The organism is Burkholderia sp. AU28863, assembly GCF_002223195.1.
In the GTDB taxonomy this organism is placed as follows: domain Bacteria; phylum Pseudomonadota; class Gammaproteobacteria; order Burkholderiales; family Burkholderiaceae; genus Burkholderia; species Burkholderia sola.
On the sequence record NZ_NKFE01000003.1, the window covers coordinates 61,300 to 79,264 of the forward strand.

The 17,965-nt window shown below is 65.2% G+C and carries 18 protein-coding genes; 13 read left to right on the plus strand and 5 right to left on the minus strand.

From position 1 onward, the window contains the following. Positions 1-115 precede the first annotated feature (115 nt). The 4 genes from rplU to proB all read left to right on the plus strand — a co-directional run bounded on the left by rplU (position 116) and on the right by proB (position 3,222). A complete protein-coding gene (rplU, locus tag CFB81_RS02550; RefSeq protein WP_006025184.1) occupies positions 116-427 on the plus strand; it encodes a 50S ribosomal protein L21 in 312 nt (103 codons plus the stop codon). A 24-nt stretch (positions 428-451) separates the two neighbouring features. Then, complete coding sequence (gene rpmA / locus CFB81_RS02555; RefSeq protein ID WP_006476999.1) at positions 452-715, plus strand: 50S ribosomal protein L27; 264 nt, start codon at positions 452-454, stop codon at positions 713-715. Positions 716-901: 186 nt separating this feature from the next. Beyond that, positions 902-2,014, plus strand: a complete 1,113-nt coding sequence (gene obgE, locus CFB81_RS02560) for a GTPase ObgE (RefSeq protein ID WP_069616813.1) — start codon at positions 902-904, stop codon at positions 2,012-2,014. Between the two features lie 89 nt (positions 2,015-2,103). Further along, complete coding sequence (gene proB, locus CFB81_RS02565; RefSeq protein WP_069616812.1) at positions 2,104-3,222, plus strand: glutamate 5-kinase; 1,119 nt, start codon at positions 2,104-2,106, stop codon at positions 3,220-3,222. 93 nt (positions 3,223-3,315) lie between these two features. Here the strand turns inward: proB and CFB81_RS02570 are convergent, their stop codons facing one another. Both CFB81_RS02570 and CFB81_RS02575 read right to left on the minus strand, forming a co-directional pair. Further along, on the minus strand, positions 3,316-3,924 hold the full coding sequence (locus tag CFB81_RS02570; protein ID WP_069616811.1) for a CNP1-like family protein: 609 nt from the start codon (positions 3,922-3,924) through the stop codon (positions 3,316-3,318). Positions 3,925-3,937: 13 nt separating this feature from the next. Then, the gene (locus tag CFB81_RS02575; RefSeq protein WP_069616810.1) at positions 3,938-4,582 is read right to left on the minus strand and encodes an RNA pyrophosphohydrolase; all 645 of its coding nucleotides are present in this window, start codon (positions 4,580-4,582) and stop codon (positions 3,938-3,940) included. A gap of 218 nt (positions 4,583-4,800) precedes the next feature. Here CFB81_RS02575 and CFB81_RS02585 point away from each other — a divergent pair, with 218 nt between their 5' ends. Next, on the plus strand, positions 4,801-6,537 hold the full coding sequence (locus CFB81_RS02585; protein ID WP_069616809.1) for a proline--tRNA ligase: 1,737 nt from the start codon (positions 4,801-4,803) through the stop codon (positions 6,535-6,537). 21 nt (positions 6,538-6,558) lie between these two features. After that, positions 6,559-7,167 (plus strand): MarC family protein, encoded by a 609-nt coding sequence (locus tag CFB81_RS02590; RefSeq protein WP_089434516.1) that lies wholly within the window; start codon positions 6,559-6,561, stop codon positions 7,165-7,167. A 96-nt stretch (positions 7,168-7,263) separates the two neighbouring features. On the opposite strand, the gene CFB81_RS02595 is transcribed toward CFB81_RS02590, so the two are convergent. Together CFB81_RS02595 and ffh are read right to left on the minus strand one after the other, a co-directional pair. After that, positions 7,264-7,815: a hypoxanthine-guanine phosphoribosyltransferase gene (locus CFB81_RS02595; protein WP_069616807.1), complete on the minus strand. Its 552-nt coding sequence runs from the start codon at positions 7,813-7,815 to the stop codon at positions 7,264-7,266. A 94-nt stretch (positions 7,816-7,909) separates the two neighbouring features. Further along, positions 7,910-9,277, minus strand: a complete 1,368-nt coding sequence (ffh, locus tag CFB81_RS02600; protein ID WP_089434517.1) for a signal recognition particle protein — start codon at positions 9,275-9,277, stop codon at positions 7,910-7,912. Between the two features lie 89 nt (positions 9,278-9,366). On the opposite strand from ffh, the gene CFB81_RS02605 reads away from it, so the two are divergent. The 7 genes from CFB81_RS02605 (at position 9,367) to CFB81_RS02645 (ending at position 17,244) form a co-directional block, all read left to right on the plus strand. Further along, entirely contained in the window at positions 9,367-10,260 is an 894-nt protein-coding gene (locus tag CFB81_RS02605) for an inner membrane protein YpjD (RefSeq protein ID WP_069616806.1), read from the plus strand. A 13-nt stretch (positions 10,261-10,273) separates the two neighbouring features. Then, positions 10,274-10,552, plus strand: coding sequence for a PP0621 family protein (locus CFB81_RS02610; RefSeq protein ID WP_089434518.1), 279 nt, complete (start codon positions 10,274-10,276; stop codon positions 10,550-10,552). Continuing rightward, a complete protein-coding gene (gene ampD / locus CFB81_RS02615) occupies positions 10,549-11,139 on the plus strand; it encodes a 1,6-anhydro-N-acetylmuramyl-L-alanine amidase AmpD (protein ID WP_069616804.1) in 591 nt (196 codons plus the stop codon). Before CFB81_RS02610 ends, ampD begins: the two co-directional genes overlap by 4 nt. Before the next feature lie 452 nt (positions 11,140-11,591). Then, positions 11,592-14,582: a ribonucleoside-diphosphate reductase subunit alpha gene (locus CFB81_RS02625; protein WP_089434519.1), complete on the plus strand. Its 2,991-nt coding sequence runs from the start codon at positions 11,592-11,594 to the stop codon at positions 14,580-14,582. 365 nt (positions 14,583-14,947) lie between these two features. After that, a complete protein-coding gene (locus CFB81_RS02635; RefSeq protein ID WP_006476978.1) occupies positions 14,948-16,159 on the plus strand; it encodes a ribonucleotide-diphosphate reductase subunit beta in 1,212 nt (403 codons plus the stop codon). An 82-nt stretch (positions 16,160-16,241) separates the two neighbouring features. After that, entirely contained in the window at positions 16,242-16,568 is a 327-nt protein-coding gene (locus CFB81_RS02640; protein ID WP_084044093.1) for a hypothetical protein, read from the plus strand. A 28-nt stretch (positions 16,569-16,596) separates the two neighbouring features. Beyond that, complete coding sequence (locus tag CFB81_RS02645) at positions 16,597-17,244, plus strand: histone H1-like DNA-binding protein (protein WP_084044092.1); 648 nt, start codon at positions 16,597-16,599, stop codon at positions 17,242-17,244. 241 nt (positions 17,245-17,485) lie between these two features. Here the strand turns inward: CFB81_RS02645 and CFB81_RS02650 are convergent, their stop codons facing one another. Beyond that, complete coding sequence (locus CFB81_RS02650; protein WP_006476977.1) at positions 17,486-17,959, minus strand: glycine zipper 2TM domain-containing protein; 474 nt, start codon at positions 17,957-17,959, stop codon at positions 17,486-17,488. Positions 17,960-17,965: the final 6 nt, after the last annotated feature.

Sequence of the window (17,965 nt, forward strand, 5' to 3'; positions counted from 1 at the left end):
GAGGCCCGCGCGCGGCAATCGTCGATCGGCTTTGACTTGGGTGCTAACCCCATGTATAATCACGTGTTTTCCGCGCGTGGTGTGCGGAAAAATTGGATCCAGAGTGAGGTTCTCAATGTACGCGGTCATAAAAACCGGCGGCAAGCAGTACAAGGTTGCCGTTGGCGAAAAACTCAAAGTAGAACAGATACCGGCTGACATTGACGCTGAAATCACGCTCGACCAGGTTCTCGCAGTGGGCGAAGGCGAATCGATTAAGTTCGGTACGCCGCTGGTCAGTGGGGCTTCCGTCAAGGCCACCGTTGTGTCGCACGGTCGTCATGCCAAGGTCACCATCTTCAAGATGCGTCGCCGGAAGCACTACCAAAAGCACGGCGGCCACCGCCAGAACTACACTGAGCTGCGCATCGACGCGATCAACGCGTAAGCGCCTCGGTAAAGGAGCAATCAGATGGCACACAAAAAGGCAGGCGGCTCTTCCCGGAACGGCCGCGACTCCGAGTCGAAACGTCTCGGCGTGAAAGTGTACGGCGGCCAGGCAATCAATGCCGGCGGCATCATCGTGCGTCAGCGCGGTACGCGCATGCACGCAGGCGAGAACGTCGGCATGGGCAAGGATCACACCCTGTTCGCGCTGGTCGACGGTCACGTCAAGTTCGCGACGAAGGGCGCGGACAAGAAGCATCTGGTCATCGTTGTCCCGGCGGCTGCCTAAGTCAGGCACCCACGGGCTTCGTAGCCGAAAGGCCCCGCAGTCTTCGCGGGGCCTTTTTTATTGGGTCGCCGCCCGCAAGTGCGGGCCGGCGACCCTCGCGCAACCGGCATACGATCGGCCGAACGGCAGATTGTTCAAGCGTGCCGGCGCACGGCACAATAGCGGAAATACTGGGCGGAGTGACGAATGAAGTTCATTGACGAAGCACGAATCGAAGTCATCGCCGGCGACGGAGGCGATGGCAGTGCGTCGATGCGCCGCGAGAAATTCGTCCCGTTCGGCGGGCCGGACGGCGGCGACGGCGGCCGGGGCGGCAGCGTTTACGCGATCGCCGACCGCAACATCAACACGCTGATCGACTACCGTTACGCGAAGAAGCACCTCGCGCGCAACGGCGAAAACGGCCGCGGCTCGGATTGCTACGGCAAGGGCGGCGACGATGTCACGCTGCGCATGCCGGTCGGCACGATCATCACCGACATGGAAACGGGCGAGCTGATCGCCGACCTGACCGAGCACGATCAGCGGGTGATGCTCGCGCAGGGCGGCGCCGGCGGCCTCGGCAACCTGCATTTCAAGTCGAGCACGAACCGCGCGCCACGCCAGAAGACGGACGGCAAGCCGGGCGAGCGGCGCATGCTGAAGCTCGAACTGAAGGTGCTCGCCGACGTCGGCCTGCTCGGCATGCCGAACGCCGGCAAGTCGACCTTCATCTCGTCGGTGTCGAACGCGAAGCCGAAGATCGCCGACTACCCGTTCACGACGCTCGCGCCGAATCTCGGCGTGGTGCGGGTCGGCCCGAGCAAGAGCTTCGTGATCGCCGATATCCCGGGGCTGATCGAAGGTGCGGCCGAAGGCGCGGGCCTCGGGCATCAATTCCTGCGTCACCTGCAGCGTACCGGCGTGCTGCTGCATCTGGTCGATCTCGCGCCGTTCGACGAAAGCGTCGATCCGGTCGCGGAAGCGACGGCGATCGTCGGCGAGCTGCGCAAATACGACGAGGCGCTCTACGAGAAGCCACGCTGGCTCGTGCTCAACAAGCTCGACATGGTGCCGGAAGACGAGCGCGAGGCACGCGTCGCGGATTTCCTCGACCGCTTCGGCTGGGACGGCCCGGTGTTCGAGATCTCGGCGTTGACGGGCCAGGGCTGCGAAGCGCTGTGCTATGCGATCTACGACTACCTCTCCGAACATTCGGACGCGCATCGCGCGGCGGAGGCGGAGGATCTCGCGGCGGACGTGCGTTTCCGCGATGCGCCGCCGGCGAAGGGCGGTGCGGCGCCGGGCGACGACGCCTGAACGGTTAGGTCACGCGCCGGGCGTGCCGCCCGGCGTCGGCGTTCCATCGCGCCCGGCGGGCCGGCATCAGATACAGGAGACAGTGCAGGATGCGTTCGATCATCGCGGATTCGAAGCGATTGGTGGTGAAGGTGGGCTCCAGCCTCGTGACCAACGACGGCAAGGGGCTCGATCATGCTGCAATCGGCCGCTGGGCAGCCCAGATCGCCGCGTTGCGTGCGCAGGGCAAGGAAGTCGTGCTCGTCAGTTCGGGCGCGATTGCCGAAGGCATGCAGCGACTCGGCTGGAGCAAGCGGCCGCGGGAAATCGACGAGCTGCAGGCCGCCGCCGCGGTCGGCCAGATGGGGCTCGCGCAAGTCTACGAAAGCCGCTTCACCGAGCACGGCATCCGCACCGCGCAGATCCTGCTCACGCACGCCGATCTGGCGGACCGCGAGCGCTACCTGAACGCGCGCTCGACGCTGCTCACGCTGCTGCGGCTCGGCGTCGTGCCGATCATCAACGAAAACGACACGGTCGTCACCGACGAAATCAAGTTCGGCGACAACGACACGCTCGGTGCGCTCGTCGCGAACCTGATCGAAGGCGATGCGTTGATCATCCTCACCGACCAGTCGGGGCTGTTCACGGCCGATCCGCGCAAGGACCCGAATGCGACGCTCGTCGGCGAGGCCAATGCGGGCGCGCCGGAGCTCGAGGCGATGGCGGGCGGGGCCGGTTCGAGCCTCGGTCGCGGCGGGATGCTGACGAAGATCCTCGCGGCGAAGCGTGCGGCGCACAGCGGCGCGAATACCGTGATCGCGAGCGGCCGGGAGTCCGACGTGCTCGTGCGCCTGGCGGCCGGCGAGGCGATCGGCACGCAACTGATCGCACGGACCGCGCGAATGGCGGCACGCAAGCAATGGATGGCCGACCATCTGCAGGTGCGCGGCCACGTCGTGATCGACGCGGGCGCGGTCGAGAAGCTGACGGCCGGCGGCAAGAGCCTGCTGCCGATCGGCGTGATCGACGTGCAGGGCGCGTTCGCGCGCGGCGAGGTGATCGCGTGCGTGGGCCCGGACGGGCGCGAGGTGGCGCGCGGGCTCACGAACTACAGCAGCGCGGAAACGAAGCTGATTCACCGCAAGCCGAGCGGCGAGATCGAGGCCGTGCTCGGCTACATGCTGGAGCCCGAACTGATTCACCGCGACAACCTCGTGCTGGTGTGATCACCGGCCGGATTCCGTCGTTCAAATGAAAAAGCCCGCGCGATGCGGGCTTTTTTGTGCGGCGGACGATGTGGCGACCCACATCGCGTGCCGTCAGCGCAACTGCGTCATCGCGGTGCGGTGGAACCGGATGTTTTCGAGGATCTGCCGGGTCGAGCCCTGCGGCATCTTGTTCGCGCAGAAGTAGTCCTGGTAGAGCGCGGAGTGGTAGGCGTTCAGCTCGCCGTTTTCGATACGCCGCCAGTCGTTCTCGACGGTGCGATCCCAGCCGTTGTGGTCCGAATTCAGGCCGGCGTACTGGCGCCACTCGTAGGTGTCGCAGCGGATGCCTTCGTAGTTCACGTTGCGCGCACCGGCCGGGCTCGTGACGACGACTGCGTAGCGCACGACGCCGTCGCTGCCGACGTCGAGCGATTTCGCATCGACAAAGAATTTCAGCGGCGTGTTCTGCGACACGTTGAACGGCAGCAGATCGCCCGTTTGCGGCAGCGGCGGCAGCGTGTCGACGGTGTTTTCCTTCCAGGTTCCCTGACGGTCGAGCAGGTACACGAACTCGCTGTCATCCTTGTTGGACGGCGCTTTCGAGTTCGCGCAGCCGGCCAGGGCGGCCATCGCGGCGATCGATGCGAGCGCGAGAGCAATCGCTTTCAATATGCATTCCTCGTAAAAAAAGGGCGCGACACCAAGGTCGCGCCCGGTCATGCAGTCCGACTCGTCATTTGCCGACGATCACGTGGGGCGGCATCTCGTCCAGCGTGCCCGCTTCCACTTCGATCTCCGAACAGACTACCGATGTGTCGACAATCGTCAGCGTCTGGGCCTGCGCGCCAATGACGCGCGGATAGCGCGACACACGCGGCCCGCGCGGCTTCTCGGCTCGCTGCGCCGGGCGGCGCAGGAAGCGCGATAGTTCCGTCAGCGCCAACTGATAGACATCCCGCTTGAACTCGATCACCGCATCGAGCGGTACCCAATACTCGTTCCAGCGCCACGCATCGAACTCCGGGTGGTCGGTCGCGCGCAAGCAAATGTCGCAATCGCGTCCAACCATCCGCAGCAGGAACCAGATCTGCTTCTGGCCGCGGTAATGACCGCGTACTTCGCGTTTGATGAACTTGTCAGGCACCTCGTAACGCAACCAGTCGCGGGTGCGGCCGATTATCTTGACGTGTTCCGGATGCAGGCCCGTTTCCTCGTGCAGTTCCCGGTACATCGCCTGCATGGGGGTCTCGCCGTACTTGATCCCACCTTGAGGAAACTGCCAGGAATGCTCGCGGAGCCGCTTGCCCCAAAACACCTCGTTGCGCGCGTTCAAGAGGATGATGCCGACGTTCGGGCGAAAGCCTTCACGATCCAGCATACAACCACCTTCGAATCCTTTAAAATTGCTTTGATTATAAACAGATAACGGGCGCTGCGCACCGTGACGGAGCGAATCCGCGCGGGGTACACCGGCTGAATTGTCCCTGATTAGTCTGCTACGTCATCTGCGCCATCGCTGTTCCCGGCGCGCCGCTTTTTCACCTTGAAACTTTTTCGGGCGCCCCGCTTGGGGGCGCCGTTTTTGGAACCGTCCGCATGAAAGCTTCCCGTTTCTTTATCGGCACCCTGAAAGAGGCACCCGCCGACGCAGAGATCGTCAGCCACAAGCTGATGGTCCGCGCCGGCATGATCCGTCGCGTCGCCGGCGGCATCTACAACTACCTGCCGGTCGGCCTGCGTTCGATTCGCAAGGTCGAGGCGATCGTGCGCGAGGAAATGAACCGGGCGGGCGCCATCGAGCTGCTGATGCCGGCCGTGCAGCCGGCCGAGCTGTGGCAGGAGTCGGGCCGCTGGGAGCAGTACGGCCCCGAGCTGCTGCGCTTCAAGGACCGCAAGGACAACGATTTCGTGATCGGGCCGACGCACGAGGAAGTCGTCACCGACATCGCGCGCAACCAGATCAAGAGCTACCGGCAGATGCCGGTGAACTTCTACCAGATCCAGACGAAGTTCCGCGACGAGATCCGCCCGCGCTTCGGCGTGATGCGCGGCCGCGAATTCATCATGAAGGACGCGTATTCGTTCGACAAGGATGCGGCCGGCCTGAACGAGTCGTACCGGAAGATGTACGACGCGTACGTGCGCATCTTCACGCGTCTGGGCCTCGAGTTCCGCGCGGTCGCGGCCGACAGCGGCTCGATCGGCGGCAACTTCTCGCACGAGTTCCACGTGATCGCCGACACCGGCGAGGACGCGATCGCGTACTGCCCGACGTCCGAGTTCGCGGCGAACGTCGAGGCGGCCGAAGCGCTGCCGCTGACGCCTGAGCGCGCGGCGCCGGCCGAAGCGATGGAAAAGGTCGCGACGCCCGGCAAGGCGAAGTGCGAGGCCGTCGCCGAACTGCTGTCGATCCCGCTCGAGCGCACGATCAAGTCGATCGTGCTCGCGACCGACAACGAAGGCGCCGAGCCGACCATCTGGCTCGTGATGCTGCGCGGCGATCACGACCTGAACGAGATCAAGGTGTCGAAGCTGCCGGGCCTGAAGAACCACCGCTTCGCGACCGAGCAGGAAATCGTCGAGTGGTTCGGCACGCCGCCGGGCTATCTCGGCCCGGTCGGCACGAAGAAGCCGGTGAAGGTGATCGCCGACCGCACGGTCGCGAACATGAGCGATTTCGTCGTCGGTGCGAACGAGGTCGACTATCACATCGCGGGCGTGAACTGGGGCCGCGACCTGCCGGAGCCGGAAGTCGCCGACGTGCGCAACGTGAAGAAGGGCGATCCGTCGCCGGACGGCAAGGGCGCGATCGACATCTGCCGCGGCATCGAGGTCGGCCACGTGTTCCAGCTCGGCACCAAGTACTCGGAAGCGATGGGCGCGACGTTCCTCGACGAGTCCGGCAAGCCGCAGCCGATGCTGATGGGCTGCTACGGCGTCGGCATCACGCGCATTCTCGGCGCGGCGATCGAACAGAACTTCGACGACCGCGGCATCATCTGGCCCGAGTCGATCGCGCCGTTCGAGGTCGTGCTGTGTCCGATGGGCTATGACCGCAGCGACATGGTGCGCGAGACGGCCGACAAGCTGTACGCGGAACTCGTCGCGGCCGGCATCGACGTGATCCTCGACGATCGCGGCGAGCGCCCGGGCGTGATGTTCGCCGACTGGGAACTGATCGGCGTGCCGCATCGTCTCGTGATCGGCGAGCGCGGCCTGAAGGAAGGCAAGATCGAGTACCAGGGCCGTCGCGATGCCGAAGCGACGCTGCTGCCGGCCGACACGGCCGCGGCGACGGTCGCCGAGAAGGTTCGCGCCGCGCTCGCGCACTAAGCGCGGCGACCGGGGGACACGATGGAATACACGTTCCTGTCGGCCACCGTGCTCCTCGTGCTGATCACGGATCCGCTCGGCAACATCCCGCTGTTCATTACGGCGATGCGGGATGTGCCGCGCGAGCGGCGCGTGAAGCTGATCCTGCGCGAAGTGGGGATCGCGTTCGTGATCCTGCTGTTCTTCATGCTGGTCGGCGACCGCTTCCTGCGGATGATGAGCCTCACCGACCTGTCGCTGCGGCTCGGCGGCGGGATCGTGCTGTTCCTGATCGCGCTGCGGATGATCTTCCCGCATCCGGACGGCGCGCTCGGCAGCGATCCGCGCGCGGGCGGCGAGCCGTTCATCGTGCCGCTCGCGATTCCGGCGCTGGCCGGGCCGTCCGCGCTCGCGACGGTGATGCTGATGACGTCGCAGGCGCCGGGCAAGATGCTCGAGTGGGTCGGCGCGCTGACGGTGACGATGATCGTCTGCGCGATCACGCTGGTGCTGGCCGAAAGGATTCAGGCGTGGCTCGGCGAGCGGACCGTCGCGGCGTTCGAGCGGCTGATGGGCCTCGTGCTCGTCGCGATCTCGGTCGAGATGCTGCTGGCGGGCATTCGCGCGTTCGTGCACCAGTTGCAGCCGTAGCGCGGGCGACGCGGTCGACGAAAAAAAGCGGCGCTCCGGGAAACCGGCGCGCCGCTTTCTATTTATATAGCGGGTATCGCGCGGACAGCGCCGCGATCAGACGTTCGCGGTCAGCGCGCGGATCGTCGGCAGGTTGCGCCAGTAGCCCTTCGCGTCCATCCCGCAGCCGAACACGTAGCGGTCCGGCACCGAGAAGCCGCAGAAGTCGGGGTGCAGCGGTTTCGGCTTCGCGAGCGTCTTCTCGCACAGCACGGCCGACATGAAGCGCTTCGCGCCCATGTCGAGGATGCGGTCGCGGATCGCGGCCATCGTCTCGCCTTCGTCGAGGATGTCGTCGAGCACGAGCACGATGCGGTCCTTCACCGATTCGCGCGGCGCGACGCGCCAGTGCATCTCCGGGCTGCCCTGCGTCGTGTTGCGGTAGCGGGTCAGGTGGATGTAGTCGAATTCGAGCGGGAAATCGAGATGCGGCAGCAGCATCCCGGTAAACACCGCGGCGCCGCCCATCACCGAGAGAACGAGCGGGAACGCGTCGCCGATCTCGGCGCGGATCGCGTCGGCCATCTTCGAGATCGACGCGTTGACGGCGTCGGCCGAGACGATCTCTTCGGAGTGGTCGAAAATGTGGAGGGCTTCTTCGCGGTTCATGTGTTCTGGCGGGCAGTCGGTATACAAATAAGGATGAAGCAGAACGGCAGGCGCGCGCTACGGCAAAAACCCGCGCGCCGGCCGACGGACGGAATCAGCGCATGCCGGGCATCATGCCTTTCAGGCCGCGCATCATCTTCTGCATGTTGCCGCCCTTCAGCTTCTTCATCATCGTACGCATCTGGTCGTACTGGTTCAGCATCCGGTTGACTTCCTGCACGGGCACGCCCGCGCCGGCGGCAATGCGGCGCTTGCGCGTCGCCTTGATGATTTCGGGTTTCGCGCGCTCGGCGGGCGTCATCGAGCTGATGATCCCCTCCATCCGGCGGATCGACTTCTCGGCCTGGCCCATGTCGGCGCCGGCCGCCGCCTGCTGGAACTGCGCGGGGAGTTTGTCCATCAGCGACGACAGGCCGCCCATGTTCTTCATCTGCGAGATCTGCGCGCGGAAATCGTTCAGGTCGAAATCGCCGCCTTTCTTGACCTTGTCGGCGAGCTTCTGCGCGGCCTGCACGTCGACGCCGCGCTGCGCTTCCTCGACGAGCGCGAGGATGTCGCCCATGCCGAGGATCCGGTTCGCCATCCGGTCGGGGTGGAACACCTCGAGGCCGTCGAGCTTCTCGGCGACGCCGACGAACTTGATCGGCTTGCCCGTGACGTGACGCACCGACAGTGCGGCGCCGCCGCGCGAATCGCCGTCGAGCTTGGTCAGCACGACGCCGGTGAGCGGCAGCGTGTCGTTGAACGCCTTTGCGGTATTGACGGCATCCTGGCCGAGCATCGCGTCGACGACGAACAGCGTTTCGGCCGGCTTCAGCACGCCGTGCAACGCGGCGATTTCCTGCATCATCGCTTCATCGATGCCGAGGCGGCCGGCCGTGTCGACGAGCAGCACGTCATGGTAGTGGCGCTTCGCCCAGTCGACGGCCGCGAGCGCGATGTCGACGGGCTTCTGGTCCGGCGTGGACGGGAAGAAGTCGGCACCGACCTGCTCGGTCACCGTTTTCAGCTGCATGATCGCGGCCGGGCGATACACGTCGCACGACACGGTCAGCACCTTCTTCTTGTACTTCTCGCGCAGCAGTTTCGCGAGCTTGCCCACGGTCGTGGTCTTGCCCGCGCCCTGCAGGCCGGCCATCAGGATCACGGCGGGCGGCGTGACCGCGAGGTTCAGCTCGGCGGCCTTGCCTTCGTAGTCGCCGCCGATCACGGCGGTCAGTTCCTTCTGGACCACGCCGACGAGCGCCTGGCCCGGCGACAGGCTGCTGATCACTTCTTCGCCGAGCGCCTTTTCCTTGACCTTGGCGATGAATTCGCGGACGACCGGCAGCGACACGTCGGCTTCCAGCAGCGCGAGACGCACCTCGCGGAGCATTTCCTGCGTGTTCGCCTCGGTGAGCCGGGCCTCGCCGCGCAGCGTCTTGACGACGCGCGCCATCCGTTGAGTGAGATTGTCGAGCATGGGGAGCGATGGACAGTGGGGCCCGAAGGCGCGGCGGAACCGAACAAAGGGAGCCGTCGCGGGAAGGGGGCCTAGTGTAAACTTCGAACATGGATATTGTACTGTATGCCCTCACCGCATTCCTGTACGGCGGCCTCGCCGTCGCAGGCTGGCGCGCGCACCGCCAGGGCGCGACGCCACTCGTCGCGAGCGTGCCGGCCGTGCCGGTCCCCGCGTCGGCCGCGTCCGGGATGAGTGGGGCCGGCCGCGCGCTGCTGTTCGCCGCGCTGCTCGCGCACGGCGTGCTGCTCCACATGACGATCTTTCCGAACGACGCGATGGTGTTCGGCTTCGCGTTCGCGCTGTCCGCGATGTTCTGGCTCGGCGCCGGCATCTACTGGATCGAGAGCTTTTTCTTCCCGCTCGACAGCCTGCGCCTGCTGGTGCTGCCGCTCGCCTGCGGCGCGTCGCTGCTGCCGCTCGTGTTCGGCGGCGTGCGGGTGCTGCCTTATGCCGCAGCGCCGCTGTTCAAGCTGCATTTCCTGATCGCGAACATCGCCTACGGGCTGTTCGCGATCGCCGCGCTGCACGCGATCCTGATGCTGATGGTCGAGCGGCGCCTGCAGTCGCTGCGGCACGGCGGGCGCGACGGCTCGACCGGCTGGATCGCGAGCTGGCTCGAAACGCTGCCGCCGCTGCTCACGCTCGAGAAGCTGCTGTTCCGCCTGATCGGCGCCGGCTTCGTGCTGCTCACGCTGACGCTCGCGTCGGGCATCCTGTTCAGCGAGCAGGTCGACGCGCGCGCGTTGCGGCTCGACCACAAGACGGTGTTCGCGATCCTGTCGTGGCTGATGTTCGGCGGGCTGCTGGTCGCCCGCAAGACGTCGGGCTGGCGCGGCCGCGGCGCCGCGCGCTGGGTACTCGTGTCGTTCGCCGCGCTGCTGCTCGCGTATGTCGGCAGCCGGTTCGTGTTCGAGGTGCTGCTGCACCGCTCCGTGGTTTGACCGCAGGTTCCCGATGCGACAGATTCTTCTCCTGATCCTTCTCTTCTTCGCCGGTTCCTGGCTCGCGCGCAAACTGCGCCACGCGCAGGAACAGGCGCAGGCGCGCGCCGGCCGCGGCGCCGCGCGCCCGAACGGCGACGCGCGGTCGCTGCCCGAGCCGATGGTGCGCTGCGCCGAATGCGGCGTGCATGCGCCGAAGGGCGACGCCGTCGCCGCGAGCGGCGAATACTTCTGCAGCGCGGAGCATGCGCAGCGACACGCCGCGCGCGTGAACGGCCGCGACGCGCGATGAGCGACGCACCGGTGTTGTCGGTCGACGCGAACGGCTGGGTGCGCGAAGCGCGCCATGCGCCGTCGCCGAACTTCGAGGCGCGGCCCGCGGGTGCGGCGCCGACGCTCGTGGTCGTCCACAACATCAGCCTGCCGCCCGGCGAATTCGGCGGCGACGCGATCGAGGCGCTGTTCCTGAATCGCCTCGACTGCGATGCGCACCCCTATTACCAGAGCCACCTGCGCGGCGTGAGGGTGTCCGCCCATTTCCTGATCCGCCGCGACGGCGAACTCGTGCAGTTCGTGTCGTGCGACGAGCGCGCGTGGCACGCGGGCTCGTCCGAGTTCTTCGGCCGTACGCGCTGCAACGACTTCTCGATCGGCATCGAGCTCGAGGGCGCGGACGACGTGCCGTTCGACGATGCGCAATACGCGGTGCTCGCCGCGCTCTCCCGCGCGCTCGCCACACGCTATCCGGTCGACGCGTTCGCGGGGCACTCGGACGTCGCGCCGGGCCGCAAGACCGACCCGGGCCCGCACTTCGATTGGCAACGCTTCGCGAGCGATGCCGGTTTTTCCGCCGAATACTTTCCTTTCCGTCAGCACTGATCGCGGGGTTTTTTGATCGGAGAAAGTTTTTTCTCCGATCAATGCCTTGCCGTGTCTGCGCGCGAGCGATGTCAAGACCTCCATCGCAAATTATCCGTTTGGACGTCCTCCGAATGTCCACTATACTTGGTGCCAGTTGAGCGGTTCTGTACTAGATATAGTGTGTGTTGCAGGGGAAAACCCGAGCGGCACCGGCCGGCGGGCAACGCCGGCGAACAGGGTTCTCACGGCGGCGCGTCAGGCCGGGCGGTCCGGGCGTCGCGATCAGCGCAGCGAACATCGACGGGGCAGGGTAGACATGACGAAGCACACGACCGGCTGGGTTGTCGCGCATCGACCGAACCGGCTTCCCCGGCGCATCGCTCGCCTCTTACCGCTCGCGCACCGCGTTGCGCAGCGTTCGTTTTAATCCGCGGTTCTCTCCGCACCATCCAACACCAGGAGCTTTGCACATGCAAACCACCGACAACGCGACGTCCCAGTACGAGAGCGCCTCGAGCCGTCCGCTCGGCGGGACCGAACAGGGCGCGAAGGCGCTCGCGCCGCAGGCCACGTTCGCCGACTACAAGGTGATCCGCCGCAACGGCAGCGTGGTGTCGTTCGAACCATCGAAGATCGCGATCGCGGTGACCAAGGCTTTCCTGGCCGTCAATGGCGGGCAGGGCGCGGCATCGGCGCGCGTGCGCGAGCAGGTCGAACAGCTGACGCACAACGTCGTTCGCGCGCTCGTGCGCAGCCGCCCGAACGGCGGTACGTTCCATATCGAAGACATCCAGGACCAGGTCGAACTCGCGCTGATGCGCGGCGGCGAGCACAACGTCGCGCGTGCGTACGTGCTGTATCGCGAGAAGCGTCACCTTGAGCGCCAGCACGCGGGCGAGGAAGCGGCGGCAACGGGCGGCGAGTCGACCACCGGCATCAACGTCGTCGACAACGGCGTCACGCGCCCGCTCGACCTGAACGCGCTGCGCGCGTTGATCGTGTCGGCGTGCGACGGCCTCGGCGCTGCGGTTAACCCTGACCCGATCGTCGCGGAGACGGTGAAGAACCTGTACGACGGCGTGCCGATGAGCCAGGTCTACGACTCGGCGATCCTCGCGGCGCGCACGATGATCGAAAAGGATCCGGCGTACAGCCAGGTCACGGCCCGCATCCTGCTGCATACGATCCGTCGCGAGATTCTCGGCGAGGAAGTCGTGCAGGCCGAGATGTCGACCCGCTATGCCGAATACTTCCCGCAGTTCCTGAAGCGCGGCGTCGACGCCGGCCTGCTCGACGACAAGCTGCTGCAGTTCGACCTGAAGCGCCTCGGCGAAGCGCTCGACGCGAACCGCGACCTGCAGTTCGGCTACCTCGGCCTGCAGACGTTGTACGACCGCTACTTCCTGCACGTCGAAGGCACCCGCATCGAAATGCCGCAGGCATTCTTCATGCGCGTCGCGATGGGCCTGTCGCTGAACGAGATCGACCGCGAAACGCGCGCGATCGAGTTCTACAACGTGCTGTCGAGCTTCGACTTCATGAGTTCGACGCCGACGCTGTTCAACTCGGGCACGCATCGCTCGCAGCTGTCGTCGTGCTACCTGACGACGGTCGCGGACGATCTCGACGGCATCTATGAAGCGCTGAAGGAAAACGCGCTGCTGTCGAAGTTCGCCGGCGGCCTCGGCAACGACTGGACGCGCGTGCGCGCACTCGGCTCGCATATCAAGGGCACGAACGGCAAGTCGCAAGGCGTGGTCCCGTTCCTGAAGGTCGTGAACGACACGGCCGTCGCAGTGAACCAGGGCGGCAAGCGCAAGGGAGCGGTCTGCGCGTACCTCGAATCGTGGCACCTCGACATCGAGGAATTCCTGGAGCTGCGCAAGAACACGGGTGACGATCGCCGCCGTACGCACGACATGAACACGGCGAACTGGATTCCCGACCTGTTCATGAAGCGCGTGATGGAAGGCGCCGACTGGACGCTGTTCTCGCCGTCGACCTGCCCGGACCTGCACGACAAGTTCGGCGCCGATTTCGAGAAGGCTTACACGGCTTACGAAGACAAGGTCGCGCGCGGCGAGATCAAGCTGTTCAAGAAGATCCCGGCGCAGCAGCTGTGGCGCAAGATGCTCGGCATGCTGTTCGAGACGGGCCACCCGTGGATCACGTTCAAGGATCCGTGCAACGTGCGCTCGCCGCAGCAGCACGTCGGCGTCGTCCACTCGTCGAACCTGTGCACGGAAATCACGCTGAACACGAGCGACACCGAAATCGCGGTGTGCAACCTGGGCTCGGTGAACCTCGTCGCGCACCTGGTGAAGCAGGCCGACGGCAGCTACGCGCTCGACCACGACAAGCTGAAGCGCACGATCAGCGTCGCGATGCGCATGCTCGACAACGTGATCGACATCAACTACTACGCGGTGCCGAAGGCGCGTAACTCGAACCTGAAGCACCGTCCGGTCGGCATGGGCATCATGGGCTTCCAGGACTGCCTGCACCTGCTGCGCACGCCGTACGCGTCGCAAGAGGCGGTCGAGTTCGCCGACCGTTCGATGGAAGCCGTCTGCTACTACGCGTACTACGCGTCGACCGAGCTGGCCGAAGAGCGCGGCCGCTACTCGAGCTACCGCGGCTCGCTGTGGGATCGCGGCATCCTCCCGCAGGACACGCTGAAGCTGCTGACGGAAGCGCGCGGCGGCTACGTCGAGGTCGACACGTCGGAATCGCTCGACTGGACGACGCTGCGTTCGCGGATCGCCGCGCACGGCATGCGCAACTCGAACTGCGTCGCGATCGCGCCGACGGCGACGATCTCGAACATCATCGGCGTGTCGGCCTGTATCGAGCCGACCTTCCAGAACCTGTACGTGAAGTCGAACCTGTCGGGCGAATTCACGGTGGTGAACGAGTATCTCGTCCGCGACCTGAAGGAACGCGGCCTGTGGGACGAGGTGATGGTCGCCGACCTGAAGTACTTCGACGGCATGCTGTCGCGCATCGACCGCATCCCGGCCGACCTGCGCGCAATCTACGCGACCGCGTTCGAGGTCGACCCGACGTGGCTGGTCGAAGCGGCATCGCGTCGCCAGAAGTGGATCGACCAGGCGCAGTCGCTGAACATCTACATGGGCGGCGCGTCGGGCAAGAAGCTCGACGAGGTCTACAAGCTCGCATGGCTGCGCGGCCTGAAGACGACCTACTACCTCCGCACGATGGCGGCAACGCACGTCGAGAAGTCGACGGTCGCACACGGCGCGCTGAACGCAGTGCCGACGGGCGGCTCGGGCAGCGGCGGCGCGCAAGGCGCGGCGGGCGGCTTCGGTGCGACGGGCGGCGGTGCGTCGTCGGGCGCGGTCAGCGCGGCGCCGGCACTCGCGCCGGTCGAAGCGGACGGTCCGGTGTGCACGATGCGTCCGGGAGACCCCGGCTTCGACGAATGCGAAGCGTGCCAGTAACGCCGTGCGCCTGACCTGAGAAGCAGGCCCGAGCGGCGCACACGACGACCGATCGAGGTTGAAGTGTGCGCCGCGCTCAACTAAAAAAATGATAAGGAATCTGTAACGCGACACCTGCGTTGCAGGCAATGACAAGCGATCGAAACATCTCCGACGGCGTCGCGTTTCGATCGACGTTCGATGCGTCGAGCGCACCTCGCGATACAAGCGCGACTCACATCGCGCGCTGCATGAACGACGATGCGTTGCTCAAAGTGTTGTATCGAGGTCGCAACGCGAATCGAAAAAAGGATTTTTCGTGAGCGAACCCTTTTATCGCTCAGGAAAAGATGGTACAAACCGTTCTAAATTGATGGTGAGAATTTATGCTCAACTGGGATGACGAGAAGACTGCCGTAACCCCCGCGAGCGGAGCGCAGCAAAACGCGATGCGCACCTCCGCCGGGATGGCTGTCGGAATGCAGGCTGCAACGCCTGCCGCCCATCAGGTCCGCGACATTTTCGAAGGCGATCTTGCGGTGCCGCCGCAAGCATCGGCTGTTCCCGCCGGCGGTACGGAAGCGCGGGTCAATGTCGCCGACAAGCGCATCATCAACGGCCAGACTGACGTCAATCAGCTGGTGCCGTTCAAGTACAAGTGGGCGTGGGAAAAGTATCTGGCCGGTTGCGCGAACCACTGGATGCCGCAGGAAATCAACATGTCCCGCGACATCGCACTGTGGAAGGACCCGAATGGTCTGACCGAGGACGAGCGCCGCATCGTGAAGCGCAACCTCGGCTTTTTCGTGACGGCCGATTCGCTCGCGGCGAACAACATCGTGCTCGGCACGTACCGCCACATCACGGCGCCGGAGTGCCGGCAGTTCCTGCTGCGCCAGGCGTTCGAAGAAGCGATCCACACGCACGCGTACCAATACATCGTCGAATCGCTCGGTCTCGACGAAGGCGAGATCTTCAACGCGTACCACGAGGTCACGTCGATCCGCGCGAAGGACGAATTCCTGATCCCGTTCATTCATACGCTGACGGACCCGGCCTTCAAGACCGGCACGCTCGAAGCGGATCAGAAGCTGCTGAAGTCGCTGATCGTGTTCGCCTGCATCATGGAAGGCCTGTTCTTCTATGTCGGGTTTACGCAGATCCTCGCACTCGGCCGCCAGAACAAGATGACGGGTGCTGCGGAGCAATATCAGTACATCCTGCGCGACGAGTCGATGCACTGCAACTTCGGCATCGACCTGATCAACCAGATCAAGCTCGAGAACCCGCATCTCTGGACCGCGGAATTCCGCGCCGAGATCCGCGAGCTGTTCAAGCAGGCTGTCGAACTCGAATACCGCTACGCCGAGGACACGATGCCGCGCGGCGTGCTGGGTTTGAACGCGTCGATGTTCAAGAGCTATCTGCGCTTCATCAGCAACCGCCGTTGCCAGCAGATCGGCCTCGACCCGCTGTTCCCGAACGAGGAAAACCCGTTCCCGTGGATGAGCGAGATGATCGACCTGAAGAAGGAACGCAACTTCTTCGAGACGCGTGTGATCGAGTATCAGACGGGGGGCGCGCTGTCCTGGGAATAACCCGCAGCAGCGAACCCGTTACATGATGGAGCAGCCGGTGGCCTCTCGGCCCCGGCCCAAGGTTTAGGAGCAAGAACGCCTGATGCAAAGCATGCCCGGTGCCTTAACGGCCCAACGATACGACAGGCACTTTGCGAACCCTTCAGTGGGATGGGCAAACTTCCCTCCGGAAAAAGCGGACGGCCGTGTGGCGGTCCGCTTGATCAAGCGATTAGGGGTAGCGGCGCGGGGCGCGCCGGCTACCGACTTGATTTGGCGCGCGAGGCCGGGCGGTCACGCGCGCCATACCGTATTCATTAGCGTAAGCGCGCGGTATCTGCGTACGCCGATGAATAGCCCGCTTCGAAGCGCACGTCCTGAACAGCGTCCGCGGGAAGCGGGTTTTGACGAAGGGTGTAGTTTGAACTGACTCTCATCTGAACCTGAAGGAGAACAACATGGCTACTGCCAAGAAGAAACCGGCTGCTAAGAAGGTTGCTGCCAAGAAGACCGTTGCGAAGAAGGCTGCTGCTCCGGCGAAGAAGGCCGCGGTGAAGAAGGTTGCTGCGAAGAAGGTCGCGGTGAAGAAGGTCGCCGCGAAGAAGGCAGCACCGGCGAAGAAGGCCGCTGCAAAGAAGGTCGCAACGAAGAAGGTCGCAACGAAGAAGGTTGCAGCCAAGAAGGTCGCAGCGAAGAAAGTCGCGGTGAAGAAGGTTGCTGCAAAGAAGGCGGCGCCGGCCAAGAAGGCCGCCGCGAAGAAGGTTGCAGCCAAGAAAGTCGCAGTGAAGAAGGTTGCTGCGAAGAAGGCCGCACCGGCGAAGAAGGCTGCTGCTAAGAAGGCTGCGCCGGCGAAGAAGGCTGCCGCGAAGAAGGCCGCGCCGGCGAAGAAGGCTGCCGCGAAGAAGGCTGCGCCCGCCAAGAAGGCTGCCCCTGCGAAGACGGCTGCCGCACCGGCGAAGAAGGCTGCTGCGCCGAAGAAGGCCGTCGTGAAGAAGGCTGCGCCGGCAACGACCGCGTCGACCGCATCGGTCGCGCCGGCATCGGGCGTGAAGACCGCGCTCAACCCGGCAGCGGCATGGCCGTTCCCGACCGGCAGCCGTCCGTAATCGCGGCTGAGCAGCATCACCCGGACACTCACGTGGTGTCCGTGGGTTGAGTAGCGCTACTCAATCAGTCCCGTCACCTGGCTCAGGTGGCGGGATTTTTTTCGTCAGCATGAGCCGCCGGCAGGTCGCCGATGGGTTGGCCGATGCGAGCGCGGAAGGAAACGGGCGGACGAAAAAAAACGCATGTGCGGCTTCGCACATGCGTTCGACCGCGGCTTGCGCCGCGTGCTGAGGATACCGGTTAGTGCGTGACGCGCGTGACGCCGCCGCTCGACAGCAGGCGTACGCGCTCGCCGGCGCGGAACGCTTCGCCGCTTGCCGCCTGCGTGATCGAGCGCAGATCGCCGTTGTCGAGGCGCACGGTGATTTCGACACCGTTCGCCGTGCTGAGGTTTTCGCCGACCGCGTTACCCGCGACCGCGCCGACGAGGCCGCCGGCGATCGCCGTCAGGATCGAGCCCTTGCCGCCGCCGATCGCGCTGCCCGCGACCGCGCCGAGTGCGCCGCCGCCGAGCGTGCCGATCGCGCTGCCGCCGCCGTCGGACTGGATGCGCACCGCACGGACGCTTTCGACCGTGCCCATGCGGACCGTCTGTTCGCGCTGCGCCTGGCCGACGCTATAGACATCCGCCGAACCGGGTGCCGTGAAGCAGCCGGCGAGGGTCAGCGTGGCCGTTAGCATGGCCGCGAGCGTGAGGGTTTTTTTCGTCAACATCTTTGC

What these genes read in the sequence shown, in the direction of transcription:
- CFB81_RS02650 (WP_006476977.1), bottom strand. Translation starts at nt 17,959, where the DNA reads ATGTTGACGAAAAAAACCCTCACGCTCGCGGCCATGCTAACGGCCACG.
- CFB81_RS02590 (WP_089434516.1), top strand. Translation starts at nt 6,559, where the DNA reads ATGGAATACACGTTCCTGTCGGCCACCGTGCTCCTCGTGCTGATCACG.
- CFB81_RS02645 (WP_084044092.1), top strand. Translation starts at nt 16,597, where the DNA reads ATGGCTACTGCCAAGAAGAAACCGGCTGCTAAGAAGGTTGCTGCCAAG.
- rpmA (WP_006476999.1), top strand. Translation starts at nt 452, where the DNA reads ATGGCACACAAAAAGGCAGGCGGCTCTTCCCGGAACGGCCGCGACTCC.
- CFB81_RS02575 (WP_069616810.1), bottom strand. Translation starts at nt 4,582, where the DNA reads ATGCTGGATCGTGAAGGCTTTCGCCCGAACGTCGGCATCATCCTCTTG.
- CFB81_RS02640 (WP_084044093.1), top strand. Translation starts at nt 16,242, where the DNA reads ATGCAAAGCATGCCCGGTGCCTTAACGGCCCAACGATACGACAGGCAC.
- proB (WP_069616812.1), top strand. Translation starts at nt 2,104, where the DNA reads ATGCGTTCGATCATCGCGGATTCGAAGCGATTGGTGGTGAAGGTGGGC.
- rplU (WP_006025184.1), top strand. Translation starts at nt 116, where the DNA reads ATGTACGCGGTCATAAAAACCGGCGGCAAGCAGTACAAGGTTGCCGTT.
- CFB81_RS02585 (WP_069616809.1), top strand. Translation starts at nt 4,801, where the DNA reads ATGAAAGCTTCCCGTTTCTTTATCGGCACCCTGAAAGAGGCACCCGCC.
- CFB81_RS02595 (WP_069616807.1), bottom strand. Translation starts at nt 7,815, where the DNA reads ATGAACCGCGAAGAAGCCCTCCACATTTTCGACCACTCCGAAGAGATC.
- CFB81_RS02610 (WP_089434518.1), top strand. Translation starts at nt 10,274, where the DNA reads ATGCGACAGATTCTTCTCCTGATCCTTCTCTTCTTCGCCGGTTCCTGG.
- CFB81_RS02570 (WP_069616811.1), bottom strand. Translation starts at nt 3,924, where the DNA reads ATGACCGGGCGCGACCTTGGTGTCGCGCCCTTTTTTTACGAGGAATGC.
- ffh (WP_089434517.1), bottom strand. Translation starts at nt 9,277, where the DNA reads ATGCTCGACAATCTCACTCAACGGATGGCGCGCGTCGTCAAGACGCTG.
- CFB81_RS02635 (WP_006476978.1), top strand. Translation starts at nt 14,948, where the DNA reads ATGCTCAACTGGGATGACGAGAAGACTGCCGTAACCCCCGCGAGCGGA.
- CFB81_RS02625 (WP_089434519.1), top strand. Translation starts at nt 11,592, where the DNA reads ATGCAAACCACCGACAACGCGACGTCCCAGTACGAGAGCGCCTCGAGC.
- ampD (WP_069616804.1), top strand. Translation starts at nt 10,549, where the DNA reads ATGAGCGACGCACCGGTGTTGTCGGTCGACGCGAACGGCTGGGTGCGC.
- CFB81_RS02605 (WP_069616806.1), top strand. Translation starts at nt 9,367, where the DNA reads ATGGATATTGTACTGTATGCCCTCACCGCATTCCTGTACGGCGGCCTC.
- obgE (WP_069616813.1), top strand. Translation starts at nt 902, where the DNA reads ATGAAGTTCATTGACGAAGCACGAATCGAAGTCATCGCCGGCGACGGA.